Genomic DNA, 25,396 nt, shown 5'->3' with positions numbered 1-25,396 from the left:
GATGGTTTTCTCGGATCCAGCACCGATACGAAGGAGCATCCGTGGCTGAGCGCATCAATGACGAGATCGTGTACGGAATGGCAGGAGGAGATCTCGTCCTCATCCCTCGCACCAAGGCGGAGCGTTTGGCCGCCCTCCAGGACACGCTTCGTTCCGCTGCAACCTGGGGAGAGGTGCGCCGGCAGCTCCCGGCTCATTTGTTCCGCGAACTTCTCGAGCAATGCAGTGACGAGCTCGAGGGTGATCCGGCGGCCGATGAGGCGTTCGACGCCGACGCCGTGCCGGGGTACGCCGACGGAGACTGGCCGGAGTGGCCGAAGCAGACGATGCTCGGCTGGATGCCCGAACAGGCGCGGAAGTTCGGCCGGGTGGATGCGTCGGTGTTCAACGGAGACTTTCTGCAGCTCGACACGGGGCGGGTCGAGGAGCTGATGGCAGTGATGGAGGCGGAGGGCTTCGCGTGCCACCGAGACGACGCGCTGGTGGCGCGAGCGTCAGGTTTCTGAGCATACGTTGCAGCACCGAGCACCCCGCGCACATCCACGGCCAGGGACAAGCCTTGACGCGGTCCTTTCGGCAGTGGACGTGGAGGGTGAAGGCACGATTCACGTCGCCTACACCTTTGTTGCGCAGTGTCACAGGCTTCCATAGTCCCTGCGTCCCCATGACCGTGAATCAACTCTCCGCGTAATCGCCGCCCACTGAGTCAGCGCTCGTCGCGGCTGGACCGGCTACCGGCGAGGAAGAGCTCGGCGAGGCGCTCCATGCTCTTTGCCACGCCCGAGCGCGGCGCGCCGAGTACGGCGGGCAGGCCCTTGTTCACCGACTGCGGGACGACGATGTCGCTCGGCACCGGGCAGTCCGCCTTCATCTGCAGCGTGCGCTCGACCTCGCCCACGTCGAACCCCACCTTGGAGTTGGCCCGGTTCACCACCAGCTTGACCTTGCTCAGGGGAATGTTGGCCTCTTGCAGGGCACGGAGGCCGACCTTCACGTTCTTGATGTGGGGAAGGTCCATGCCCGCGATGAGCAAGATGTCGTCGGCCTCCTCCAGCAGGGCGCGGACGACGTCGTTGTCGTCGCCCGGAGTGTCGATGACGATGTATTGGCAGAAGGTCTGAAGCAGCTTGACGATCTTCACCATGTCCGACGCGCTCACCTGGTCGGCGAAGGCGGGCTCGACCGGCGCGGGCAAGACCAGGAGGCCGCTGGGCTCGTGGCGCAAGAGCAGGCGCTGCAGCAGCTCCGCGTCCAGGCGCTGCATGGCGGCCACCACGTCGAGCACCGTGTACTGCGGGGTGAGCTTGAGCATCACCGCCACCGCGCCGAACTTGAGGTCGGCATCGACGAGCACGACTGGACCCGAGGCGTTGCGGGCAAGCGCGACGGCGAGGTTGGACGCGATGACGGACTTGCCGACGCCTCCCTTGGCGGAGAACACGGTGATCACCGCGCCGAGCTCGGCGGGGCGCTCTGCCGGCAACGTCGCCTCCGGAGTGCGGGGCAGCACACGGATCGTCACGGCCACCCGCTCGATGGCCTCCAACAGTTGCGAGCTCTCGGCCGGCAGCTCGATGACGTCGCGCACCCCCGCCCGCAGGGCCATCCGGAGCATCTCGGTGCTCAGCATCTCCACGACGAGGAGCGCGCCGATGTCAGGGCGCCGGTAGCTCAGCGCCTCCACGCCTTTCAACCCCGTCGGGTCGGCGAAGGAGGGGCCGAACAACACCACGAGCGGGCTGCCGCTGGAGAACTTTTCCTCCATGGCCTCGATGGAGGGGAACGAGACCACCTCCACCCCCGTCCCCAGCTGCATTCCCAGGCGAGTGCGCAGCTTGGGGTCGTCGTCCACGACAGCGACCGGGTGGGCAGACGGCTCGGCGGGGTTCACGTGGTGCTCCCTCTTGGGTGGGGGGTTCGGGGTTATAGCCCGAGTTGGTAGGGGACATCCCTATTGTCCCACGAGGGTGTGACCGCCGGACCGGGACGTCGGCGGACGGCGACCGACGGCGAGGGCGTGTCCTTGTCGCCCCTCGGTCGTTCGCTTCAAGGCGACCGTCGCCAGCCGCGCTGTCGGTGACGCGCGAAGGGTCGACTGATCCGGGGGCTACCCGCGGTCTGGAGGTTGCCGCGTGAGCGAGGGAGGTGCTTGATCCGAGGGCAACCGAAAGGGCGAGGTGCTCGCTGCGAACGCGATCCGGTTCTTCCGCGCAGGCGAGCACTCTGGCGCCATCAGTTATCTCGCCGTTCGCGAGCTCCAATGCGACACGACGCGCCATGACGACGCCGCCCTTCAACTTGAACGTGAAGACACCCGACCGATGGACCTTGGCGTCGAGTCGTTCGGTGAGCCGGCCACCGCGGGCGGGTATACCGACGAGGTATACCGGAAGGTGTACTGCGGTCGTTGTCTCCGCGGTCTACCTGATGCACGCGTTGCCACCGCTCTGACCAGCACATTTGTGCGCCCCCAGGGATTCGAACCCTGAACCTGCGGATTAAGAGTCCGTTGCTCTGCCATTGAGCTAGAGGCGCGTGGGAGGATGGTAGACGGCGGGATGAGGGTGACCGAGGGGACTTGAACCCCCGACCTCCAGGGCCACAACCTGGCGCTCTAACCAAACTGAGCTACGGCCACCGCGTGGCGAACAGAATGGCACACCTGGGCGAGGCCACCAGGGGTCGGGGCGCAGGTCGCCGCGGCCGGCGCTACCGGGTCAGGGATGCCAGCGGGTCGGCGGCCTCGTGCCCCAGCGCCTCGGCGACGGCGGCGTTGGTCACCGCTCCGCCGACCGTCGTCACTCCCCCAAGCAGGGAGGGGTCGTGGTCGAGCGCCTTGCGGACACCGTGGTCGGCCACCGCCGCGATGTACGGCAGGGTTGCGTTGGTGAGGGCATAGGTCGACGTGTGCGGCACCGCACCCGGCACGTTGCCGACCGCGTAGTGGATCACCCCGAACTGCTCGTACACGGGGTCGGCGTGGGTCGTCTCGTGTGTGGTCTCGATGCAGCCACCCTGGTCGACCGCGATGTCGACGATCACCGAGCCCGCGCGCATCCCACGGACCATGTCGGTGGTGACGACCGTCGGAGCCCGACCTCCGGGAACGAGCACGGCCCCGATGACGAGGTCGGCCTCGGCGACCGCGCGCTCGACGGCGCCGCGGTTCGACGCGAGCGTCATGATGCGGCCCTGGTGGATCTGGTCGACCCAACGCAGCCGATCGATGCTCTTGTCGAGAAGCCATACCTCGGCCTCCATTCCCTGGGCGATCCACGCCGAGTTCCACCCGACGTTGCCGGCGCCGATCACGACACAGCGGGCCGGCCGCACACCCGGTGCTCCGCCGAGCAGCACGCCGCGCCCCCCGCTCTCCGCCTCGAGATAGTGCGCGCCGATCTGGGTCGCCATGCGGCCCGCGACCTCGCTCATCGGTGCGAGCAGCGGCAGCGCGCCGTTCTCGAGCTGAACCGTCTCGTAGGCGAGCGCGGTCGTCTTCGCCTCGAGCAGCGCGGCCGCGACCTCGGGGTACGCGGCCAGGTGCAGGTAGGTGAAGAGGACGAGATCGGGTCGCAGCCGGTGAAACTCCTCGGGCTGCGGTTCCTTCACCTTTACGACCAGGTCGGCCGCCCACACGTCGTCGACCGAGACCAGCTCGGCCCCGGCCGCCTCGAGCTCGTCGTCGGTGATCGACGACCCGACGCCCGCGGCGTGCTCCACGAGCACGCGATGACCATGGGCCACCAGCTCGCGCACCCCGTCGGGCGTGACCGCGACGCGGAGCTCGCCGTCCTTCAGCTCGCGGGGGATACCCACGACCGACGCCCTGGTCGGGGCCCGGTCGCTCACGACTGGACCCGCTTCCAGGCTTCGACGAGGACGGTGCGCAAGACGGTCTCGATCTCGGCGAGCTCCTCGGAGCCCGCGATCAGTGGCGGCGACAGCTGGATCACGGGGTCGCCGCGGTCGTCGACCCGGCAGATCAGGCCGGCCTCGAAGAGCCGGGGGGCGAGGAACCCGCGCAGGAGCGCCTCGCGCTCCTTGCCGACGAAGGTCTCCTTCGTCTCCTTATCCTTCACGAGCTCGATGGCCCAGAAATAACCCGCCCCGCGTACGTCGCCGACGATCGGCAGGTCGAGCAACGACTCGAGTCGCAGCCGGAACTCGTCCTCGTGATCGCGCACGTTGGCGAGCAGGTTCTCCCGCTCGAAGATGTCGAGGTTCGCCATGGCGACTGCGCAGCTGACGGGATGGCCGCCAAAGGTGACGCCGTGCGAGAACGACTGGTTGCCCTCGAGGAACGGCTCGACCAGGAAGTCGCGCGTGAGCATCGCTCCGAGCGGGGAGTAGCCGCTCGTCAGGGCCTTGGCCGTGGTGATGATGTCGGGGAGGTAGTCGTAGCGCTCGCACCCGAACCAGTAGCCGAGGCGCCCGAACGCGCAGATCACCTCGTCGGACACGAGCAGCACTCCGTAGCGGTTGCAGATCTCACGCGCCCGCGCGAAGTAGCCCCCGGGCGGCGGAATCGCCCCGCCACCGTTCTGCACCGGCTCGAGGTAGACGGAGGCGATGGTGTCCGGCCCCTCGAACTCGATGACGTCCTCGATGGCGTCGGCACATGCGAGCGTGCACGCGGGGGCCGCCGCGCACGTGCGACACCGGTAGCGATCGGTGTTCGGCACGTGAAACGCGCCCGGCGTCAGGGGCTCGAACGGAGTGCGGATCCCGGCGACACCGTTGATGGCGAGGGCGCCCATCGTCGTGCCGTGGTACGCCACGTTGCGGGCGATGACCTTGGTGCGGTGCGGCTGGCCGACGGCCCGGAAGTACTGACGGGCCAGCTTCCATGCCGACTCCACGGCTTCGGAGCCGCTCGTCGTGAAGAAGATGCGATTGACGTCGCCCGGCGCCAGCCCGGCGAGGCGCTCGGCCAGCTCGAGCGCGGGTGGGTGCGCGTAGTTCCAGATGGGGAAGTACGCGAGCTGCTCCGCCTGCCAGGCGGCGGCCTCGGCCAGCTCTTTGCGGCCGTGTCCCGCGGCCACCACGAACAGGCCGGACAGGCCGTCGAGGTAACGCCGCCCCTTGTCATCCCAGACGTAGCACCCCTCGCCCCGCGAGATGATCGGGAGCTCCTCGGTCGCGTACGCCCCGAGGCGGGTGAAGTGCATCCAGAGGTGCTTGCGTGCCAGTGCCTGGAGGTCGCGGTTCTCGCTCAGTGGGCCGCCTCGTCGAGGACCAAGGGTCGGTGCGCATCGGCTCCTCGTTTCAACCGTCCAACGTACCTCAGACGAAGGAGATCGCAGCCGAAGCGCCCGGGGACGATGGTCCGCGTCCCGGGATGCAGGTAGGCGTACCGTTCGTTGGCGAAATGCCGGACGAGGCTCGCGGTTGTCCGCGCTGTGAGGGGCTTGTCGTCATGGTCGCGGTCGCGTGCAGCCAGTGCGGCGAGATCCACCAGTCCGGGCACAGCGCCGGTCACGCCGGTCACGGCGGCGCGGCCTCGTCGTCGTGGCGCCGCTCGGGTCCGGTCTGGGACGTCCCCGCGGTGATACCCGAGATCCCCACCACGACCGAACCGGCGTCAGCGGTCCTCCCCGTGCCCGTGTGCGGGTCCGACGCGACCCACCGGTCCCTCCCACCTCGCATGCGCATGAGTGCCACCTACACGAACGGTCGCGTGCGCAATCCCTCCACTCCGAAGGCGCTTCCGAGAGGTAGTCCCGCGCCGACGCCACCGCCTCCACCCCCTCGCGCCGCGCCCGGCCCGCCTCGCGTCACGCCGCGCGAGCCGAGGTCTCCCCGCCGGCCCCTCGTCCAGCTCATCCAGGAAGTCTTGAACCGGAGTGCGACGCGCGACCTCGAGCCCGGCACCGTCGTCGTGGTGAGGAATCGGTTCAACGGTCGGTGGACGCCGGGCTTCGCCGTGCACGAGGTGCTCGAGGCGGGTTACCGGATACGCCGCGCCCACACCATGGCAGTGCTGCCGACGATCTTCGTCAGAAGCGACATCGCGGCTGACAAGTCGGGCGGGGGAGTGGGGGCGAAGCTGCACGGTCGCGCCGCTGCCTGTGCCGTGATCTGACGCGAGCGCGAGATTCACTCCGTCGCGAGCAGGCGGGCTTCGGCCGCGCCCATTACCCCGGTGACCAGCTCTCGGATGGCAGGGGGTGCCTTCGACGGCGCACCCGCGTCGTACGGGGGTTGGGGGTCGTACTCGATGCCGAGCTGGATGGCCTGCGCGGTCTCGACACCGTGGGTCACACCCACCAATGTGAGAGCGAGATCGATGCCCGCCGACACGCCGGCGGCCGTGACGACCTTGCCCTCGACGACGACCCGCTGCTCGGTGGGTTGTGCTCCGTAGGCGCGCAACTGTTCGTACGCGATCCAGTGCGTCGTGGCGCGCAGCCCGTCGAGCACGCCGGCCGCACCCAGCAGCAGCGCGCCTGTGCAGACCGAGGTCGTGTACGTCGTGGTGGCGTGGGCGGTGCGGATCCAGTCGACGATGGGGCCTCGCTCCTTGGCGATGCGGCGGGTGACGAGGCCGCCCGGCACGAGCAAGATGTCGGGCGTGGAGACGTCGTCGAAGGTGTGGTCGATCTCGAGGTGCAGCAGCCCGTTGTCGTCATCGAGGGCGCCCCGTCGCTCTGCGCAGAGCACGACTTCCGCGCCAGGAAGGTTGGTGAAGACCTGATAGGGACCGATCGCGTCGAGGGCCGTGAACCCCGGGTAGAGGCCGATTGCGATCTGCATTGTGCGTTTCTCCTTCAGCCGGCCCGCCGAGCGAAGTGCTGGCGGTAGCGATCGGGTGTGGTGCCCACTCGACGCCCGAAGGCACGGTGGAGCGTCTCCGCGTGCTTCATCCCCACGCGATGGGCAACGGCCGAGACGGTGAGGTCGGTCGTCTCGAGCAGGCGGCGGGCGGTCTCGACGCGCAGATCCTCGACGAACGCCGCGGGTGTCGTCCCGGTCTCGCGCCGGAACACGCGCGCAAAGGTTCGCGGGCTCATGCCGACATGCGTCGCCAGCGCCTCCACGCCGAGGTCCTCGCCCAGGTGGTCGGGGAGCCAGCGCTGCAGCTCGGCGATCGACGGCGTGGTCGCAGGCTCGGCGCGCAACTGGGCGCTGAACTGCGACTGGCCTCCGGGCCGCCGCACGAACACCACGAGCCATCCCGCGACCGCATGGGCGAGCTCGGCGCCGTGATCCTGCTCCACGACGGCGAGGAACAGGTCGATGCCCGCGGTGACGCCCGCCGAGGTCCAACGGTCACGGTCCCGCACGTAGATGCGGTCGGCACGCACTCGCACCCGCGGATGAGCGTCGGCCAACGCGCTGCACGAGGCCCAGTGCGTCGTCGCCTCGTACCCGTCGAGCAACCCCGCGGCCGCGAGGAGCAACGCGCCGGTGCAGACCGATGTGACGCGCCGGGCGCGCCTCGCGACGCTAGCGAGATCGCGCAGGAACACCTCGTCGCGCGTGACCGGGCGGGAGCCGACGCCACCGACCACTAGGAGCGTGTCGATCCGTCTGCGGCCCCGGGCGAGCTTGGCGAGAGATACGTCGGCGTCGACCGCAACACCGCTCTCTGAGCGCGCCCGCCGGCCCTTCGGCGTGGCGATCAGGGTGCGATAGGGCGGGTCGGCGCCCAGGAGCGTCGCGCTCCGCAGCACCTCCACCGGTCCCGACAGGTCGAGCAGCTGGAAGTGGTCGAAGGCGACCACCACGACGAGGCGCTCGGAACGCGGCACGGCCTCATTGTCGGCGAGCGGGACCTTGGCGGCAATGACAACTTCCTGACTATTCCTGCCACCGTGCGAGCACGCGGCGATCACCGCACGCCGTCGCCCGCTCGGCCGGACCTCCCTACACTGAGTCGTTGCTCTGACTCCCCGAGCGGACTCGCGAGGTCAGGGCACGAGTCGAGCCCCTGTAGCTCAGTGGACAGAGCGGCTGCCTTCTAAGCAGCGGGTCGCAGGTTCGAGTCCTGCCGGGGGCGCTCGCTAGCCGATTCTTGGCCGTTCCACCTGGTGGGGCGGCCTTATTCATGTCCGATCGCTCGCCGGCCTGATCGCGCATATTCGAACCGCGACTGATCAAGCCAGCGACGTGAGGTCGTCGGGAGTCGCAGCTCGGGCCGATCTCGAGGCGCGAGAGCGAGCGCAGACCGGGCAATCGGGCGCTGCGCGCGGCGCGCTAGAAGTCAACGACAACGGAGTGCGGAAATGCCGTTCGGCGTGCCTGCGTCGTCTCGGGCTCCTGTCGTTCTGTGGCGCGGTTCGGTGCGCCCTCGCGGGCCGAGGCTGGTGCGCCGAACGCCAAATTTGTGCGGCTGCGGAGATACGGGGCGCGTCGCGACGGGCCGCGCGGATCTGCTGCTCCCGTGCCCGGACGTCGGCCGTCATATGGTCGAGGTGCGTACCGCCGCGACCGCGATGTATCGGCACCTTCCGGTACGACCCGAAGCGCCCCAAATCACGGCGCTGGGCGTCGTTGTGCGCTGGCGCGACGTGCTGACGATCATCGCCAGCGCGGCTGACGCGGTCAGGCAGCCCCGGCGGTCGCACTTTCCGGGGTTGTCGGCTCCCGTCAAGGCATGAGGATCGAGCGAGATGCACCTGAAAGTCCTTGCCCGTCACGTCAGTCACCCGCAGCGTCAGCTCGCGCATGCCCATGAGTGTCGACGGTCGCAACCGCCGGCTCATCCGCCATCTGGCGGATGTTCGCTCGGAAATGGGCGCGAGGATGGAGCTAGCTCTGACATGCCCCGGGGGCGAGATGGCCGAGACGCAGCGTGAACTCGTTGAGAGGGCGACGGGACCGTCGCCGCGATCGCTACCCGCGGGGACACTCACATTCGTTATGACCGACGTGGAGGGTTCCTCCCGGCTGTGGGAAGTCGACCCGGCCGCGGCTTCAGAGGCGCTCGTTCGTCGGAAGGAGCTAATTGCCGACGCGACGTGGCGTCACGACGGCACGCTTCCCGTCGAACAGGGTGAGGGTGACAGTTCGGTGTCGGTGTTCGCCCGGGCGTCCAATGCCGCGGCCTACGCGCTCGAGCTACAGCAGCGCATGGCTGCCGAAGCGTGGCCGGGTGGCGCGAGCGTGCGGATTCGAGTCGCGCTTCACACAGGCGAGGCCGAGATCTACCCTGACGGCACCTACCAGGGCGGGGCGCTCAACCGGTGCGCCCGGCTGCGGGCGATCGGCCATGGCGGCCAGATCCTGGTATCGCAGGCGGCCTACGAAGTCATCGTCGATGGCCTGCCCGATGACGTGCGCGTGCACGATCTCGGAATCCACCGCCTGCGAGACCTGGCTCGACCGGAACACGTCTGGCAGCTAGGTCACCCCGAGTTGATCGACGCGTTTCCGCCACTGCGCTCGATCGACGCGGTCGCCAACAACCTCCCCGTCCAGCTCACGTCCTTCGTGGGTCGAGAGCGCGAGATCGCGGAGGTGAGCGCGCTGGTGCGTGAACACCGGCTCATCACCCTCACGGGCGCCGGTGGCTCCGGGAAGACCCGGCTCGCCTTGGCGATCGCCGCCGGCGTGTCGGAGGAGCACGCCGCCATCTGGTGGCTCGATCTGGCACCGCTGGCGGACCCGTCGCTCGTGCCGGCGGCTCTGGCAGCGGTGCTCGGGGTTCCCGAGTCACCCCTGGAACCGATCACCGACACCCTGGTCCGGCATCTGGCGACGCGTCGCGCGTTGGTCGGGCTGGACAACTGCGAGCACCTCCTCGAGGCCTGCGCCGGGCTGGCAAAGCGCCTCCTACAAGACTGCCCGTCGGTCACCGTGCTCGCGACCAGTCGTGAGCTGCTCGGCATTTCCGGCGAAACCACATGGGCGGTGCCGCCCCTCACTACTCCTCGAGACGGCGCCATTGAGGACAGCGAGGCCGTACTGCTCTTCGTCGACCGGGCCCGCGCCTCACGGTCGAACTTCGCGTTGAGCGACGCGACGACCGGTCCGGTGGCACAGATCTGTACTCGTCTCGATGGCATTCCTCTCGCCATCGAGCTGGCGGCCGCCCGCACGCGGATGCTGAGCGTCGACCAGATCGCCGACGGCCTCGCTGACCGGTTCCACCTGCTCACCGGCGGAAGTCGCTCTGTGCTGCCCCGTCAGCGCACGCTCGAGAGCTCGGTCGACTGGAGCCACGACCTGCTCGATGCCGAGGAACGAGCGGTCTTCCGCCGCCTGGCAGTGTTCGCCTCCACCTTCACCCTGGAAGCAGCCGAGGCGGTCTGCGCCGGCGGAGAGATCGCCTCTGGCGAGGTGCTCGATCTCTTGGGCCGGCTCGTCGACCGGTCTCTCGTGCAAGCGACCGAGGAAGCCAGCAGCCTCTCGAGATACCGGCTGCTTGAGACGATCCGCGATTACGCGCGGCGCAAGCTCACCGACGCCAGCGAGGCGGAAGCGACCCGCGACCGGCACCTCGATTTCTACGTGGCATTTGCCCAGCAGGCAGCCGTCGGGCTGGAGGGCTCCGCGCTCCTCCCATCGCTCGCACGCGTCGACACAGAAATCGACAATTTGCGCGCCGCGCTGGATTGGAGCACCCACTCGGCCGAGCGCGACCGCGGCCTCCTGCTTGTGGGGTATCTCGCGCTGTACTGGTTCGCCCGCAGCGACCTCGCGATGGGCCGCGGGTACCTCGAGGCGACCCTCGAACACGTCCACGCCGACGAGCGAGCACGAGCAGCGGCGTTGAGCGCGCTCTGCCTTGTCAGTTACCGCGCGGGCGATATGCAGGCGGCGGCACGGTACGGCGACGAGGCCGTCGACACCGGGCGACGCCTTGGAGATGCGCACACGCTCGGACGCGCCCTCCATTGGCGCGGATGGGTCCGGTACTGGGGCCAAGCCGACCGCGCGCGGGGTTGGGCCGACTTCGAGGAGGCAGACGCGCTCCTGCGCCCAACCGGCGACCGCTTGTTCCAGGCGCTGAACCTGGCATTGCTGGCGTGGGCGTACGTGGACACGACGGAGGCGGGCCGATCTGGACCGTTGCTGACCGAGAGCCTGACGCTCGCGCGTGCCGACGAGCTCCCTCACGCGCGCTGCTACGGCCTCCTGGTGCTCGGCTATCTCGACACCTACGAGGGCCGGCTCCAGACCGGTGCCGCTCATCTGAACGAGGCCATCGAGCTCGCGAGGGCGATCGGCGACCACTACGCCGAGATCATGTCCACTTGCTTGCTGGCCCACAACAATCTGTTCGGTGGTCGCTACGCGGAGGCCGGCAACCTTGGCGAGCGCGGGCTTCGCGCCGCGCTCGACAACCGCAGCCCGATGGGCGAAGCGGTCATGCGACTGCTCCGCGGACTCACGGCGTTCGCTGTAGGTGATCTCGATGCTGCTGGGATCGAACTCGAGGCATCCTACGAGCTCTTCCTTGTCCTGTGGCCGGGGGGCGCCGCGATAGCCCGCGCCAACCACGCTCACGTTGCGATGGCGCAATCGCGCCCCGAAGAGGCTCAGCGGTTTGCCGCCGAAGCGCTTCGCGTCACTGAGGAAACCGACGTCGTATTCGCGATGATCAGAGCACTCGGTGTCCAGGCGTCGCTCGCCCGACTCGAGGGGGACCGCCACCGCGCTGAGGACCTGGCGCACGCCGCGCTGGACCTCACCTGCCGAACCGCCTGGCCGACATTGACGTGCGAGGTCCTCGACGTGCTCGTGCCGGCGATCGCTGATCATGACCGCCTCGACGAGGCTGCGCGCCTGTTCGGTGCCGCTGATGCCCTCCGGAGCTCGATCGGCTTTCCGCGTTTTCCGGTGCTGCAGGCCGCCCACGACGCTGATGTGGCGATGGTGAGAGATGCTCTCGGCACCGACGCTTTCGAGAACGCGTGGAACGAGGGTGCTGGTCTGTCTGTCGACGACGCGATCGCCTACGCCCGCCGCGGCCGCGGCCAGCGCAAACGGCCCACGCACGGTTGGGACAGCCTGACCCCGGCCGAGCTCCACGTCGCCGACCTCGTCGCCGAGGGTCTGACCAACCCCCAGATAGGCGAGCGGCTGTTCGTCTCCAGGCGCACGGTCCAGACGCACCTCGCTCACGTCTTCACCAAGCTCGGTGTCGCCACTCGTGCCGAACTCGCCGCCAAGGTCGCCGCCCGCGAGAACCCCGCATCGTCGTAGGAAACGGGCGACTGTCGACAGCCGTCCGGCAGCGCATATCGTGGCTTGGCCTGGGCTATGGCCCATCGACCCGGCCTCTCGAGGCAGCGGTCGTCGCGTCGAGCGGGTCGGGAGGATCACTCTCATGTGCCCGGTAATCACGCGGTCGTCTAGCGCAGAACGCCCGCCAGGATTGCGGAGCGAGCGCCACTCGAAACGACGGGTACATCGCTGCCATCGAAGCCATCGCAGTCGCGGCTCTGCTTGTCGCGAGCACGCCCGAGTGCCCGATCTTAAGGGTGGTGGGATTCGCTCACTCGTCGCACGACCGCCAACCAAACGTGACGCCCCAGATCGACGGCTCGGTGCCCGATCGTTTGTCGTCCTCCCGCGCCATATTCAACGTCGACGACACTTCGCCGGCCGCGCTCATAGCCGACGATCTGTGCGGATTGCCGCGCGTCCTACCGACCCACGCGCGCCGAGAACCATCGCGCCCGAGCTGCCGCTCGGCTCGCATTCATCGGGCAAGATGTGTACGCCGTGTGTATGACGATCTACTTGGGCACCGACGATGCGCAGGTGTCGATCCCATGGGACAAGAAGAACCCGGCGTTGAACGTGGCGCCCCTGAAGCGCAATCGTGTCGTACGGCGAAGGTTGACCAAGCCGCACCTCTACGAGATCGGCGCGCACACCGGGTGCGGCTGTGGGTTCCTTGCGGACGATGGAGACGACGTGAAGGAGGCGGCGCGGCATTCCGCCTCGATGGCTGGCCTGCGATCGTTGCTGGAGGATGCGACTGCGAACGGGAACGCACAGCTGCTGGTCTGCTGGATGGGCGATGAGCAGAAGCCAGCCAGGTCGCTGGCAGTCACGCCCGCCGAGATAGCGACACTGGATTTCGGGTCGGTCTGGGACCAGCCGCTCCTGCTATCGGTGCAACGCGACTAAGTGCAGAACTGCCGCTATGCGCTGGCGCCGGTGCGGGGGCATTCGGCGTGGTTCGCGCGACGTTAGATGATGACGATGCGGGCATGTCGGATACTGCCATCCAGCCGGTGGATCTGTGCCCGGTCGTCATGACTCCGACGCCAGCGTCTGATTACGCCGAGTTGTCGGAGCCTTCCGCTCCTTCACAGTCCGTGAAATAATCGAGGAACTCTACGACGGCTTGACCGAATTGTCGGTTCGAAAGCCGTCCGATTAGGGGCGCCGCGTAAGTGCTGGTCAGGGTCGAGATCGACGATGACATGGGCATCGACCTCGGGTGGTAGGCGAGCAGACCGGCAGTTCGGTCGCGTCAAGCTGACGTTGTGAGTCAAGCTTGCTCGCGATCGTGAGCGCCCTCCAACGGCACATTGAGGATGCTGCCGCCGCTCGCCGGCGTCGTGGTTATCGGACGGTCGGCGCACCGCGCGATCGCGGGTATGCGCGACCGCCACGAGCGCCGCGCCCGTCGTTATGTGGCGGGCCCCGAGCGTCGCACGATCGCAGACTCCGAGCGGAACCCTTCCGAGGCCGGTTTCGCTAGCTCGCGGAGCCCGACCTCGCGCTGCAGTCGGACCGGGCCGATAGCCCGCCTGGGAGGGCGCTCAGGGAGATGGCGGTCAAGTCACGATTGCGCGTCGTGCACGAGAATCGCGATGTGCACCCGGTTCGTGACTGCGAGCTTGGTGAGAAGACGCGAGACGTGCGCTTTGACGGTGGCCTCGCTCATGAACAGAGATGCGGCAACCTCGGCGTTGGATGCGCCGGACCCCACCGCAGTCGCGACCTCCCGCTCCCGGTCCGTGAGCGACGCCAGGCGCTGGGCAGCGAAGCGACGGCGATCTGTCATTTCGTCGTTGCCGAGGTGAGAGAGAAGTGTGCGGGTGACCGACGGTGAGAGCATCGCTTCTCCTGCAGCCACGAGGCGCACTGCGTTGACGATCTCCGTGGGCGCTGTGTCCTTCAACAGGAACCCGTCGGCGCCGGCCCGAAGCGCGCTCATGACATGCTCGTCGGCCTGGAATGTGGTCAGGACGATCACGTGCGGCGGAGTCGCAAGACGGCGTAGGACCGACGTGGCGGCAATGCCGTCCATCCCGGGCATCCGGATGTCCATCAGGACGACATCGGGTCGATGCGCCCGCGCCATCGCGACGGCGTCGGCGCCGTCGGCAGCCTCGCCCACCACCTCCAGCCCCTCTGACGACGACAGGATCATCCGGAGACCGGCACGCACCAACGCGTCGTCGTCGGCCAGAAGCACCCGGACCTTCACCACGGCAGGTCGGCGTCGACGACGAAGTCACCGGAAGCATCCGGCCCGGTCACCAGGACACCATTGGCCAGGGTCACCCGCTCCTGCAGACCAAGGAGGCCGGTGCCGGAACCCGGCAGCGCCGGACGGTCGTGGGCGCCCAGTGCGGCTGGGTTCCGAACGCTGACGTGCAGGCCGCGGTTCGGCGCTCCCGCCACGCGAACCTGGGCCTGGGTGCCGCGAGCGTGCTTGCTGATGTTGGTCAGCGCTTCCTGCACGATGCGATATGCGTCACGACCCAAGGGGCCAGGTGCGGCAGCTGCACCGTCCACCCGCATCTCGAAGTCGACCTTTGCGCCGGAACGGCGAGTCTCCTCCACCAAGCGTGGAATGTCAGCCAACGTCGGTTGAGGCACTGTCGACGGCCGCTCCTGCACCGGCTCCTCCCGCAGCACGCCGATCACGTCCCGCAGCTCTTCCAGCGCTTGGTGGGCCGTCAACCGCAACAGCGCTGCGCTCTCCCGAGCCTCGGCGGGAGGCAGGTCGAGTGCGACCTCGAGCGCCCCGGCGTGCAGCGCCACCAGGGAGATGCGGTGGGCGAGCACGTCGTGCATCTCCCGCGCGATGCGGGTCCGCTCGGCCAAGCGCGCACGTTCGGCGCGGACGAGCTGATCGGCCTCGGCCCGTTGGGCACGGTCGCGCAGGGTGGAGAGGAGCTGACGCCGGGCGCGGATGAACATGCCCCATGCGGTCGCGGCGGCCGCAAGCGCCGCCGTCGGCAGCATCACCGACCAGGTATCGGTCCGCCCGAGCCAGACCGAGCACACCACGGCCGACGGAACGAACAATGCGGCGATGAATAGGGCGGGCCGGACATGGCGGTGGACAGCCAGCGAGGACAGTGCGAGCAGGCCGGCGACCGTGCCAAACGTCGAGAAGGCGCCCAACAGGACGCAAACCAGCGCCACCCCGAACGGCCAGCGCCGCCGCCACCACAGGGAGAGACAGCAGAGGGCTCCGAACGCGGCGTCGGTGGCGACCTGCCCCGGGGTCATCCGATTGGCGGTGTCGTCCACGGTGACGCTCAGGATGAGGGCGCCGAGAGCGACGGCGATGACGAAGGCACCGGCGTCGGCCGACCAGTCGCGCGCTGTCCTAGGCCCCTCAGTGTCGGGACGGGCCGGGTCGCTGGGTGCCAGTATCGCCGTGGGGGCGGTCTGGGCCCACCATCTGCGTAGCCAGGACATGACCCGAGCGTACGGCTCTGAGCGGCCGTGCAACATCGACGAAAGTCGACATTGCAACCAACGAACGGCGCGAAGTCGGACGCGGCCGGGCGTCCCTTTGGACATCGGATCGTGGCCGTCCGCCCGATGCGGCGGCGCACCGGCCGGTTCAGGCTGGCCACATGATCACGACAACCGCTCTCACCAAGAGCTACAACAAAATGCCGGTCGTGCGCGACGTCTCGTTGCGCTGCGAACCCGGGACCATCACCGGTTTCCTCGGGGCCAACGGCGCCGGGAAGTCCACCACGCTGAAGATGATCGTCGGGCTGGTGCGACCCGATCGCGGTACGGCGACCATCGACGGCCGACCGTTCGGCGAGTTGCCCAACCCGACGCGCGTGGTCGGGACGCTGCTCGACGCGTCGGCGATGCATCCCGGGCGCAGTGGCCGGTCGACGCTCACGATCGCAGCGCGGCTGGCAGGCGTGCAGCCGCGGCGGGTCGAGCACCTGTTGGACCTCGTCGGGATCGCCGATGCCGCGGAGAAGCGGGTCGGGACCTACTCCCTTGGCATGCGCCAACGCCTCGGCGTCGCCCAGGCCCTCGTCGGTGAACCAGGGGCGCTGATCCTCGATGAACCGGCGAACGGGCTCGATCCCGAGGGCATCGCCTGGATGCGAACGCTCCTCCGCGACTTCGCCGACCATGGCGGCACGGTGCTGCTGTCGAGTCACCTGCTCCACGAGGTGCAGGCCACCGCCGATCATCTCGTCGTCATCTCACGCGGTGCCGTGGTAGCCGCCGGTCGGCTGGACGATCTGCTTGCCAGCTCCACGATCCTCGTGCGCAGCCCCGACCCCGGTGCACTTGCCGCGGCGCTCCAGGTTGCGCGGATCGACTACGTCGCCGGGCCGGGAGATGCGCTCACCGTGGACGTCTCCGGAGGTCGGGTCACGACCGAGGTGCTGGCGGGCGTCGCCCGCGACCACCAGGTGCTGCTCACCGAGTTGCGTCAGTCCGAGACAGACGGGCTGGAACAGCTGTTCTTCTCTCTCACCGCCGCCAAGGCGGCTCCGCCCCAGGAGGCTGCAGCATGACCACGTCACTCTCCCCCCGAACCCTCGGCATCCACGCGGCACCGTCGGCCCCAGGACCTATCGGGTTCTCACGGCTTGTCCGGGTCGAGTGGGCCAAGGCCACCGATACCCGCGCTGCCCGCTGGCTCCTCGCTCTTGTAGCCCTGTCGACCGCTGGGATGATGCTGGTGCCGGTCCTCGCCCCAACGACCTTCGATCAGACCTTCGCGAGCTACCTCCGCGTTGCCGCTCTCGCGGTGACGATCCTCCTGCCCGTGGTGGCGATCCTGATGTTCACCGGGGAATGGAGCCAACGCAGCGTCATGACCACGTTCACCCAGGAACCGCGACGCATCCGAGTCCTGAACGCCAAGCTGGCGGCGTCGATGGTGCTGGGTGGCGGCGCCGCGGTCTTCGGCGGGGTGGTCACCGCCGCCGGGCTCGGGCTGGCGGCGGCCTCGGGCCGCCCCCTGGAGGCGAACCTGACCGTCGGCGCCACCACCGGCTACCTGCTCTTCGTGCTCCTCAATGTCCTCGCCGGCGTGGCGTTCGGGGCGCTGCTGCAGAGCTCGGCGACTGCGATCGCCGCCTCCTTCGCCTTTCCCGCCGCCTTCGCGCTGCTCGGCACCGCATCGACGCTGGTGGCTGACTGGATCGATATGTCCACAACGTTCAACTGGGTGCTCGAGAACAATTGGGGAGGTCACGTGCCGCAGATCTCGGTCTCGGTCCTCTTCTGGGTGGCGGTCCCGCTCGCCGCCGGTGTCGTTCGAACGATACGTCGCGACGTCGGGTAGCTGGCTCGACCGGGGCCTGGTTGATCGAGATGCGTCGGTCGCCGACGGAACCCGGTTCGTCCTTCAACGGGACGTCACGTGAACCCGCTCCCTCACGGAGCTCAACGAAAGGAATCCCCCATGCTCGAGTACAAGATCCACACCCAACGCGACAAGACCTTCTCCGGCGCATTCGACCCCACCGAGCTTGAAGCAGCCCTCAATACACACGCCGCGGATGGATGGCGGCTTGCGGAGGGATTCATGGTCTCCAGCCTCTGGAAGAGCATGAAGAGCGAGATCGTGCTCATCCTCGAGCGGCCCCTCCATACCACCGGCCCAGCGACATGAGCCGGACACCAACGGGGAGACGCCACTCAACCATCGCGGCGTCGCATGTTGCAGTGCAACAGATCGGCGCGTAGCCGAGCGGCGACCTGCCGCATAACGCGCGTCCCCAAAGACACAGCTCCCGTATCACCGAACGCCGGGACGTGGGAGCGGCTACGACGGCAGGTAGGTGCTCACAGTCGCGAGCGCGCCCGATTGCCCGATCCGGGAGCGCCGAGCGGCAGATCGGGCGCGCTCGAAGTTCGTCGCGCGCTTGTCGCGTCCACGATCCGCTAGCCGCACAGATCGCCAGCTATGAACTCGGTTGAGTGGCGTCGTTGTCCGTCGTTCTGGCGCGGCGTCGACAGAGGTGGAGCGCGCGCGTAACCGTCGTTCGAAGCGGATTAGCCCACGCGTGATGGCGTTGTTACGGCGCGGCGTTCTGGATGCGCGGACGCTCGAACTCCGCGGCACCATCCGATCGCTTGATTGGGGCGTGGGGCTCCATTCGTCGTCTGGCACGGGCCAACGAACGAACCGCAGCGGCACGGCTGTCGCCATTGCCGACGTACAAGCTGACCGTCATCGTGGAGAGGTGCCCGAGCATTTCATCCGGGCCGAAGACGCCGGCCAGCACGACGCCGACCATTCCGTGGACCATGGTCCAGGTCTGCACGGCCAGCGACCACGCGTCGCAAGACGTGAAGCGCCCAGCGTCGATGCAGCGCTGAACGGCGGCGACCACCGGTGCGAAGGTCGCCCCACCCGATTCAGCTTCCTCAGCATCGATGGGAGCCTCGAGGAACATCACCCGGTACAGATTGGGGTTCGCCAGAGCGTTGAAGCAGTAGGCCCAACCCAGCGCGGATAAGTCGGCCACCGGGTCACGGCTGCGCTCTACGGCATCGAGATGCGCGGCCAAGCGGGCGAAGCCCTCGAGCCGTACGGCCCGCCGCAGGTCCTCCATGCTCCCAAAGTGGGTGTACACGGCCATGGTCGAGGTGCCCACCTCATGGGCGAGGCGGCGGATGGTCAAACCCTCCTGCTCAGCGAGCAGGCGAGCCGCGGTCTCGACGAGGGCGGTGCGGACGTTGGGGTCGGCCACGCGCGGGCTCACGGTTGACAGCATTCCACAACGGAATTATAGATAGAAGCATTATCGTGTTATTGAATCTCTGGCGGGGGTGGACGGATGGCTGACGTCGAGGTTGCCGTGGTCGGTGCCGGCGCGGCCGGGCTGGGTGTTGCGGTCGCGCTGGCAAGGCGCGGTGTCGCTGACGTCGCGGTGTTGGAGAGCGCGGACTCCGTCGGAGCGAGTTGGCGCTCACGCTACGAAGGGCTTCGGCTCAACACCTTGCGGCGGATGTCGAGCCTGCCCGGCAAACCGATGCCTCGAGCCGCGGGGCGTTGGGTGGCGAAGGAGGATTTCGTTGCCCACCTCGAGGACGCGGCCGCTCGCCACCGCCTCGATATCCGCTTGGGCACCGAGGTGCGCCGCATCGAGCGCCACGGTGAGGACTGGCGCCTCACTACCTCGGCGGGATCACTGACCGCACGCTCGGTGGTGGTGGCGACGGGCCGTCACCGTGCCCCCTACCTCCCCGACTGGCCCGGTTCACCGAGCTTCAGCGGCGAGCTCATTCATGCCAACGCATTTCACAGTTCTGAGCCGTTCCGAGGCAAGGACGTGCTCGTGGTGGGCGTGGGCAACTCGGGTACCGAGATCGCGACGCAACTTTCCATGGGTGGTGCCGGCCGGGTACGCGTGGCAATGCGGCGATCGGTGAACATTCTTCCGCAATCGTTTCTCGGCGTGCCGCTGACGATGCTGGCTCGGGCTTCGGAGCCGATGCCTGTGGCGATGGTCGACGTCATGGGCTATGTCATGCAGCGCGTGGCCTGGGGCAATCTGGCGCGGTACGGAATGCACAAGCCGGCGTGGGGTATCGGCACTGAATTGCGCCACGGCAGCGCGGTGGTCGTGATCGACAAGGGGTTCGTTCCCGCGCTCAAGGCCGGCCGGGTGACGCTCGTCGCCGGGGTGGAAGCTCTCGACGGATCCGACGTCGTTCTCACCGGCGGGAGCCGAATTCAGCCTGACGTCGTCATTGCGGCCACCGGGTACCGCCACGGCCTCGAGAGCCTCGTCGGTCACCTCGGGGTGCTTCTCCCTTCTGGGCGACCGGCCGTCATGGGCGATCGGACTCACGCTGGCGCGCCGAGGCTCTATTTCAACGGATACTGGCTTCCATACAGCGGCGAGTTGCCTGCGATGCGCAGGACCTCACGGCGTGTCGCCCGAGCCATCGCCCACGGCCCGCCCGCCTCAGGTCACTGCCGACGACGACTCACGCCCTCTTGTCACGACAGTGGTGACCTAACGCCGGGGCCACTCCGACCGGATGATCTGTGAGTCCGGAGCCGCAACCGTTGGCGAGCCCCACCGCGCCGATTCGGCGTTCCGCGCCCGGGCAAGCGCGTACCGAACGACGCGCCAGAACGACGCGCTCGTGTGAATTCTCGATAGCGCCGATCGGTACTTCTGGCGCACGACAGTTACGAGAGTGTCGTCCGGCGCAAGGAGCGCGTATTGCCCGATCCGGGAGCGCGTAGCGGCAGCTCGGGCGCGCTCAGGTTCGTCGCTCGTTTCTCGCGCTCACGAATTCCGAACGCACAGAACGCCGGCTCTGGAGCGTTCTCAGGGCCGCGAAGTGCCGTCGTTATGGCGCGGTCGTACGACCTTGCCTGCGAACGCGGATCCGTCGTTTTGGCCTTCCGCCCCGCGCCAGATTCCATGAGTCGGAGATGACATGGGCGAGCGTGATCAAGAATCGGGTAGAGCGCCCGCATTCGCGGCAACGACGGCGAGCACGGCGCGTTCGACCCGAAGCGAACCCACTGGTTTCTGGATCTGTGGGGGCTAGCTAGCTGGCTTGATGTTCTGGTTCACATGGAACAGGTTGCCCGGGTCGTACTTCGCCTTGACCTTTGCGAGGCGGTTGTAGTTGCCCTTGTAGTTGTCCTGGATTCGACCTTGATCGTCGCCGTCCATGAAATTGATGTAGCCGCCCTCGGCCGAGTAGGGCAGCAATGCCTCGTAGTAGCCACGCACCCACGCAATGTTCTCGGCGTTGTCGGCCGGGTTCTCCCACATCCCCGCGATCACCGGCGAGAAGCCGACGTCGCGGTAGGAGAACGCGGTCTCGTCGGCACCGACACGTTGGACGGCACCGTCGATCGGATAGAGGTGCACCGCGCTTTGGATGGACGGCACCTTGGCGCCATGCTTCACGTGGGCGGCGATCGCGCCGTCGCTCAGCTCGCGGGCGAAGCTGGCCTTCCAGTAGTGCTGCAGGCCGGGCGGCAGCAGCTCGTCGAACGCGCCGTTGAGCGCGGGGTAGGGCATGACACCGACCATCGCACCCACCGGCTTGACCACGTCGAGGAACGGCTGCACTCGCTTCTCGCCCTCCTCGATCGGCCCCGCCCAGCAGAGAACGGCGAGACACACGTTCTTGAAGTGCCATTCCTCGGGCAGGAACGGCAGCGGGGGCGCGAGGTGGAATCCGACGAAGCCTCCCAACTCCTCCGGCGCCTCGGCGATGTACTGGCGATAGAAGCGCAGGACGTCCTCGGCGCGGTCGACGGGATAGGCGATCGGTCCGCCGTAGATCTCCGCAACCTTGTGCAGGCGGTACTCGAACGTCGTGACGACCCCGAAGTTTCCGCCACCGCCGCGCAAAGCCCAGAACAGATCCTCGTACTCCTTATCGCTGGCCACGATAACTTGCCCGTCGGCGGTGACGACCTCGGCCGAGACGAGGTTGTCGCACGACAGCCCGTACTTGCGAGACAGGTAGCCGATGCCGCCACCAAGCGTCAGCCCCGCGATGCCGGTCGACCCGATGATCCCACCGGTGGTGGCCAAGCCGTAGGCGTTGGTCCCCTCGTTGAACACCCTCCAGGTGCAGCCACCGCCGGCCCGCACCGTCTGAGCGGCCGTGTCCACGACCACCTCCTGCAGTGGGCTGAGGTCGATGACGATCCCGCCGTCGTTCGTCCCAAAGCCCGGCGCGCTGTGACCCCCTCCCCGTACCGACAAGTCGAGCCCCTCATCGCGAGCCACCGCGATAGCGGCGACAGCGTCGGCCGCGCCCGTGCACCGAACGACCGCCGCCGGCCGCTTGTCGATCATGCCGTTGTAGACCTTGCGCGCCTCGTCGTACTCGGCATCCCGGGGAGCGATGACCTCGCCGCGCACCTTGGCGCGCAGCGCATCGACTGCCGAACCGCCCATGCTTTGCCTCCCTTTATCGGCGCTGTCCGCCGAGCGGACAACCGCAACAGCCCCATCATGTCCCTACGGGGCCTCGCACGCCAACGCCCGGATCAGTCCGTCACTACCGCCAGAATCGGCGTTCGGCGCACCAGCCTCGCCCGCGAACGCACACTGAACGATGCGACAGAACGACGGCGCCACCGCCCGCATCGAGACCGCCACTTCGGTGCCCGGTTGCCATTGATGGGAGGCGCGTCGAACGCGCGCACCGAGTGCCCGATCCGGGAGCGCGTAGCGGCAGTTCGGGCGCGGTTCGCCATCTCTCGCGTTCGCGAGCGAGATGAGTCGTCGGCCGCACAGATCGCCGGATCTGGTGCGGCGAAGACGGTCCCCGACACCGTCGTTCTGGCGCGCGCGCCCACCGGATACCGAGCCGTCGTTCGGTCGCGACTGAGTCGGTTAGGTGATCCTGTAGACGACGTGGGTAGCCAGCGGCGAGGTGGCCACCTCGACCGGTTCTGCGTTCAGTTCGGGCACGTCGTCGAATATCCGCTCGCCGCGTCCCATCACCACCGGGACGATGTCAAGCACCAGCTCATCCAGGCAGCCGGCCTGCAACGCTTGGCGGACCGCGCTCGCCCCACCCGCAACGTCGACCGGGCGGTCGCCGGCCTCTTTGGCCGCCGCGGCCAAGGCCGCGTCAAAGCCGTCGACGAAGTGGAAGGTCGTTCCGCCCTCCATCTCGATCGGCTCGTGCGGGTGGTGGGTCAGCACGAACACTGGGGCGTGGTACGGCGGTTCGGGACCCCACCAGCCACGCCAATCGGAGTTGCCCCACTCGCCGCGAACTGGGCCGAACATGTTGCGGCCCATGATGTACGCCCCGCGGAGCCCGAGTAGCCGCTCGGTGAACGCCTCGTCGACTTGGTGCTTGGGATCGTTGAGGTGCCAGTGGTGCAACTTGATTCCGTCGACGCCGAGCGGGTTGTCCTCGCTCTGGTCGGGGCCAGCCACGAACCCATCGAGGGAGATGGACATGTGGCTCGTGACGAAGGGCATGCTCCTCAGACCTCCTCGGCTCGCCGGTCCTCGTCGTGACGCTGCACCGTATGCTCGGGACGCTTGGTCGTTCGACCCCCGGCGTCGTCCTCCTCACCTGCCTACCTCCCTCCTACATCGTGAGCGGCGGCTGCGGCTTCGAGCACATAGCGCGAGCCGACGACGCTGGGGGCGTACCGGGTCGGGGCGAACGCCGCCGCCAACGCACCTGCAGCTCGCCAGCCGGTGCAGTGGCCGGGGGCGACCACACGCGGTTCAACGAGCTCAGTGAGGTCTCGGACGGTTGGAACGATCCGATCCTCGACGGCGGCTCCGGCGAGGTGGTAGCCGCCGAGGAGGGTGTCGATCGGCTGGTCGGGTAGGAGCCGGCGCGCCTCCAGTCCGACATTGACGATGCCGGCATGTGAGCAGGCCGACAGCACGGTCGTCCCCCGTCCGCGCACGCAGGCGGTGAGGAACCGCTCGTCGCGGATCTCTGGGTCGAGCACCACGTCCTCCCCCCGCCACGTGTGATGCCCCGGCAGGCCGGTCTCGTAGCTGGTCTGACGCGGAATGGCGCCGCTCGAGAGGAACAGGTCGGCGACCGGGTGCGCCTGTCCACGGGCGGCGATCCGACCGCCGGCGGTTTCGATCGCTTCGAGGGCGGGTTCGGGCCCGAACATCGCGAAGACACCAAGGGGCGTGAGGATGCCGCGCTGGTCGGGACGGTCGGGATGGACGTCGACGAGGAGCGGCGCTCGACCCGCAGCCGCCCGGGCGGCCGCCACGGCGGCCACGACTGCGGGGATGCCACCGGAGTGATCCCAGTGCCAGTGCGACAGGAAGAGCACGTCGATCGCCGCGAGATCGACGCCGAGTCGTTCTGCGTTGGCGAGCCACACGGCGCCGTAGGGGCCGACGTCGAATAGCGCGGTCGAGGTCTGCGATCCCCGCCGCGCGGTCGCGACGGCGGAAAAGCCGTGGCAGGCGACGCAGAGGTGATCGAAGGTGGCGACACAGTCGTGGCCGTCGTGCTGCCGGCTCGGTGCGACGCTCTCGAAGATGGCGGCCAGCTCGGGAAGCTGAGGGAGCCCGGGGCCGATACTCGACAGGGCGTCGGTCGCGTTGTCGACCACGATCGTGATGAGGAGCTCGTCGAGCTCGGGTGCCACGTCCGGAACCGATCCCATCACACGCCCCGGTTCGGCCGATGTGCGCTCACAGGTGCAGTCTCGCACCTAGCGAACCACTCGAGCGCGTCTGACTGAGCATCCCAGAAGCGCCGCTCTGCTCGGCGGCGAGAGTGCCACGGACCCGGCGTTTGGGGACGACGACTCGGGCTGACACCGCAGGAACGCCGACGTTCAGTCCTCGATCTGTCCCGTTCCTTCTCGCAATGCCCGTTGTACGCCATCGCGCATGGCCTGCAGCTTCTCGGACGAATGACCGACCCAGTCGACAAGCTCACCTACGACACGAAGTGGTTCGCGGGCACGGAATGAGTGCGTCGGATTTCCAGGGAACTTCTTGTCAGTTAGGTTCGGGTCGTCTTCGAACTCGGCCATCGGCTCGACGACGTAGATCCGCCCGCGGCCTTCACCAGAGGCGAGCTCGGCGCCCCAGGTCGCAGCGTCAAGAGTCGCGGTGAAATTTACGTAGTTCATCGCGCGGCCGTGTTCGAAGTTCGATTCGCGGCCCGAGACAAGCTTCTCGCCCACGGCGAGGTCCGCCTTCGTGCCGTGCAGGTAGACGCCTGGCTCGTACACCTCGAAGGGCACCGGCTCCTGCTTGGCGCTCACGACGGTGACGTTACCAACGCGAACCCGAGACGCATTTGGGCGTCGGCTCCCAAACTTTCGATTGCGGCGAACCCAGTAGGGCCGTCGCCGAGGTGCCGCTCGGCAAGCACACGCCTCGTCGACCACGAGTCGGCGGTATGGGACGGCCTATAAGCAGTCGGATACTTCGCCGGTCTTAGCCCCGGGGTGCGAAGAACTCAAGTGCGATGTTGTCGGGATCTCGAAACGACAATGCCGAGTAGGAAGGCGTGTCCACGATGCCACCGTTGGGGATGCCGAGTTCCTTAAGACGGATTTCCCATGCCTTTAGCTCATCGCGGTTGGCACAGCCGAAAGCCAGATGATCGAGCCCCGGCCGCCGCTCGTTGAACGGCTCAGTGCTGTCCAAGTCAGGGAACTGAGTTACGCCAACGATTGTGCCGCCGGTAAGCCAAGCGACGCGCTGGAACGGACCTGTGTCCTCGTCAAGGATTGGGTCCGAGCCGAACAGATCCT

At 67.9% G+C, this 25,396-nt stretch carries 20 protein-coding genes and 3 tRNA genes; 8 read left to right on the top strand and 15 right to left on the bottom strand.

Annotated features, from left to right (window positions below):
• Positions 1–706: 706 nt before the first annotated feature.
• The 5 genes from E6G06_08235 to E6G06_08215 all read right to left on the bottom strand — a co-directional run bounded on the left by E6G06_08235 (position 707) and on the right by E6G06_08215 (position 5,216).
• Complete coding sequence (locus tag E6G06_08235) at positions 707–1,891, bottom strand: response regulator (protein ID TML91785.1); 1,185 nt, start codon at positions 1,889–1,891, stop codon at positions 707–709.
• A gap of 569 nt (positions 1,892–2,460) precedes the next feature.
• Positions 2,461–2,535, bottom strand: a tRNA-Lys gene (locus tag E6G06_08230).
• A 28-nt stretch (positions 2,536–2,563) separates the two neighbouring features.
• Positions 2,564–2,638: transfer RNA gene (locus E6G06_08225), tRNA-His, on the bottom strand.
• Between the two features lie 71 nt (positions 2,639–2,709).
• Positions 2,710–3,849, bottom strand: coding sequence for an alanine dehydrogenase (ald, locus tag E6G06_08220; protein TML91784.1), 1,140 nt, complete (start codon positions 3,847–3,849; stop codon positions 2,710–2,712).
• On the bottom strand, positions 3,846–5,216 hold the full coding sequence (locus E6G06_08215; GenBank protein TML91783.1) for an aspartate aminotransferase family protein: 1,371 nt from the start codon (positions 5,214–5,216) through the stop codon (positions 3,846–3,848). The genes ald and E6G06_08215 overlap by 4 nt, the downstream gene beginning before the upstream one ends.
• 200 nt (positions 5,217–5,416) lie before the next feature.
• Here E6G06_08215 and E6G06_08210 point away from each other — a divergent pair, with 200 nt between their 5' ends.
• On the top strand, positions 5,417–6,082 hold the full coding sequence (locus E6G06_08210; protein ID TML91782.1) for a hypothetical protein: 666 nt from the start codon (positions 5,417–5,419) through the stop codon (positions 6,080–6,082).
• A gap of 14 nt (positions 6,083–6,096) precedes the next feature.
• On the opposite strand, the gene E6G06_08205 is transcribed toward E6G06_08210, so the two are convergent.
• Positions 6,097–6,753: a DJ-1/PfpI family protein gene (locus E6G06_08205; protein ID TML91781.1), complete on the bottom strand. Its 657-nt coding sequence runs from the start codon at positions 6,751–6,753 to the stop codon at positions 6,097–6,099.
• A 14-nt stretch (positions 6,754–6,767) separates the two neighbouring features.
• On the bottom strand, positions 6,768–7,751 hold the full coding sequence (locus E6G06_08200) for a GlxA family transcriptional regulator (GenBank protein TML91780.1): 984 nt from the start codon (positions 7,749–7,751) through the stop codon (positions 6,768–6,770).
• Positions 7,752–7,926: 175 nt separating this feature from the next.
• On the opposite strand from E6G06_08200, the gene E6G06_08195 reads away from it, so the two are divergent.
• The 3 genes from E6G06_08195 (at position 7,927) to E6G06_08185 (ending at position 13,083) form a co-directional block, all read left to right on the top strand.
• Positions 7,927–7,999, top strand: a tRNA-Arg gene (locus E6G06_08195).
• Between the two features lie 668 nt (positions 8,000–8,667).
• The gene (locus tag E6G06_08190; protein TML91779.1) at positions 8,668–12,150 is read left to right on the top strand and encodes a LuxR family transcriptional regulator; all 3,483 of its coding nucleotides are present in this window, start codon (positions 8,668–8,670) and stop codon (positions 12,148–12,150) included.
• Positions 12,151–12,690: 540 nt separating this feature from the next.
• Positions 12,691–13,083 (top strand): hypothetical protein, encoded by a 393-nt coding sequence (locus tag E6G06_08185; protein ID TML91778.1) that lies wholly within the window; start codon positions 12,691–12,693, stop codon positions 13,081–13,083.
• 661 nt (positions 13,084–13,744) lie between these two features.
• On the opposite strand, the gene E6G06_08180 is transcribed toward E6G06_08185, so the two are convergent.
• Positions 13,745–14,398 carry a response regulator transcription factor gene (locus tag E6G06_08180; protein TML91777.1) on the bottom strand — a complete coding sequence of 218 codons (654 nt, stop codon included), beginning with the start codon at positions 14,396–14,398 and terminating at the stop codon, positions 13,745–13,747.
• Complete coding sequence (locus tag E6G06_08175; GenBank protein TML91776.1) at positions 14,392–15,726, bottom strand: sensor histidine kinase; 1,335 nt, start codon at positions 15,724–15,726, stop codon at positions 14,392–14,394. Before E6G06_08175 ends, E6G06_08180 begins: the two co-directional genes overlap by 7 nt.
• 56 nt (positions 15,727–15,782) lie before the next feature.
• Here E6G06_08175 and E6G06_08170 point away from each other — a divergent pair, with 56 nt between their 5' ends.
• The 3 genes from E6G06_08170 to E6G06_08160 all read left to right on the top strand — a co-directional run bounded on the left by E6G06_08170 (position 15,783) and on the right by E6G06_08160 (position 17,806).
• A complete protein-coding gene (locus E6G06_08170) occupies positions 15,783–16,700 on the top strand; it encodes an ATP-binding cassette domain-containing protein (protein TML91775.1) in 918 nt (305 codons plus the stop codon).
• A 167-nt stretch (positions 16,701–16,867) separates the two neighbouring features.
• Positions 16,868–17,476, top strand: a complete 609-nt coding sequence (locus E6G06_08165; protein TML91774.1) for an ABC transporter permease — start codon at positions 16,868–16,870, stop codon at positions 17,474–17,476.
• A gap of 120 nt (positions 17,477–17,596) precedes the next feature.
• On the top strand, positions 17,597–17,806 hold the full coding sequence (locus tag E6G06_08160; GenBank protein ID TML91773.1) for a DUF4177 domain-containing protein: 210 nt from the start codon (positions 17,597–17,599) through the stop codon (positions 17,804–17,806).
• Between the two features lie 406 nt (positions 17,807–18,212).
• Here E6G06_08160 and E6G06_08155 read toward each other — a convergent pair whose 3' ends face one another.
• A complete protein-coding gene (locus tag E6G06_08155; GenBank protein ID TML91772.1) occupies positions 18,213–18,914 on the bottom strand; it encodes a TetR family transcriptional regulator in 702 nt (233 codons plus the stop codon).
• A gap of 63 nt (positions 18,915–18,977) precedes the next feature.
• Between E6G06_08155 and E6G06_08150 the strand changes: the two genes are divergently transcribed.
• Positions 18,978–20,198, top strand: coding sequence for an NAD(P)/FAD-dependent oxidoreductase (locus E6G06_08150; GenBank protein ID TML91771.1), 1,221 nt, complete (start codon positions 18,978–18,980; stop codon positions 20,196–20,198).
• A 507-nt stretch (positions 20,199–20,705) separates the two neighbouring features.
• On the opposite strand, the gene E6G06_08145 is transcribed toward E6G06_08150, so the two are convergent.
• From E6G06_08145 to E6G06_08125, 5 genes are all read right to left on the bottom strand, one after another.
• Positions 20,706–22,082, bottom strand: a complete 1,377-nt coding sequence (locus E6G06_08145; protein TML91770.1) for an FAD-binding oxidoreductase — start codon at positions 22,080–22,082, stop codon at positions 20,706–20,708.
• Positions 22,083–22,523: 441 nt separating this feature from the next.
• Positions 22,524–23,123 carry a dihydrofolate reductase gene (locus tag E6G06_08140; GenBank protein ID TML91769.1) on the bottom strand — a complete coding sequence of 200 codons (600 nt, stop codon included), beginning with the start codon at positions 23,121–23,123 and terminating at the stop codon, positions 22,524–22,526.
• Positions 23,124–23,224: 101 nt separating this feature from the next.
• The gene (locus E6G06_08135; GenBank protein ID TML91768.1) at positions 23,225–24,292 is read right to left on the bottom strand and encodes an MBL fold metallo-hydrolase; all 1,068 of its coding nucleotides are present in this window, start codon (positions 24,290–24,292) and stop codon (positions 23,225–23,227) included.
• 174 nt (positions 24,293–24,466) lie between these two features.
• Complete coding sequence (arr, locus tag E6G06_08130) at positions 24,467–24,901, bottom strand: NAD(+)--rifampin ADP-ribosyltransferase (protein ID TML91767.1); 435 nt, start codon at positions 24,899–24,901, stop codon at positions 24,467–24,469.
• Positions 24,902–25,076: 175 nt separating this feature from the next.
• Positions 25,077–25,396, bottom strand: a 320-nt coding sequence (locus E6G06_08125) for a VOC family protein (protein TML91766.1), incomplete at its 5' end; no start/stop codon positions are given.

Source organism: Actinomycetota bacterium (genome assembly GCA_005888325.1).
Taxonomy (GTDB): domain Bacteria; phylum Actinomycetota; class Acidimicrobiia; order Acidimicrobiales; family AC-14; genus AC-14.
The sequence above is the reverse complement of the archived record's forward strand: the minus strand, read 5'-3'. Positions and strand labels throughout refer to the sequence as shown.

What these genes read in the sequence shown, in the direction of transcription:
- E6G06_08210 (TML91782.1), top strand. Translation starts at nt 5,417, where the DNA reads ATGGTCGCGGTCGCGTGCAGCCAGTGCGGCGAGATCCACCAGTCCGGG.
- E6G06_08205 (TML91781.1), bottom strand. Translation starts at nt 6,753, where the DNA reads ATGCAGATCGCAATCGGCCTCTACCCGGGGTTCACGGCCCTCGACGCG.
- E6G06_08190 (TML91779.1), top strand. Translation starts at nt 8,668, where the DNA reads ATGCCCATGAGTGTCGACGGTCGCAACCGCCGGCTCATCCGCCATCTG.
- E6G06_08175 (TML91776.1), bottom strand. Translation starts at nt 15,726, where the DNA reads ATGTCCAAAGGGACGCCCGGCCGCGTCCGACTTCGCGCCGTTCGTTGG.
- E6G06_08170 (TML91775.1), top strand. Translation starts at nt 15,783, where the DNA reads ATGATCACGACAACCGCTCTCACCAAGAGCTACAACAAAATGCCGGTC.
- E6G06_08160 (TML91773.1), top strand. Translation starts at nt 17,597, where the DNA reads ATGCTCGAGTACAAGATCCACACCCAACGCGACAAGACCTTCTCCGGC.
- E6G06_08155 (TML91772.1), bottom strand. Translation starts at nt 18,914, where the DNA reads ATGCTGTCAACCGTGAGCCCGCGCGTGGCCGACCCCAACGTCCGCACC.
- E6G06_08150 (TML91771.1), top strand. Translation starts at nt 18,978, where the DNA reads ATGGCTGACGTCGAGGTTGCCGTGGTCGGTGCCGGCGCGGCCGGGCTG.
- E6G06_08145 (TML91770.1), bottom strand. Translation starts at nt 22,082, where the DNA reads ATGGGCGGTTCGGCAGTCGATGCGCTGCGCGCCAAGGTGCGCGGCGAG.
- E6G06_08140 (TML91769.1), bottom strand. Translation starts at nt 23,123, where the DNA reads ATGCCCTTCGTCACGAGCCACATGTCCATCTCCCTCGATGGGTTCGTG.
- E6G06_08135 (TML91768.1), bottom strand. Translation starts at nt 24,292, where the DNA reads ATGGGATCGGTTCCGGACGTGGCACCCGAGCTCGACGAGCTCCTCATC.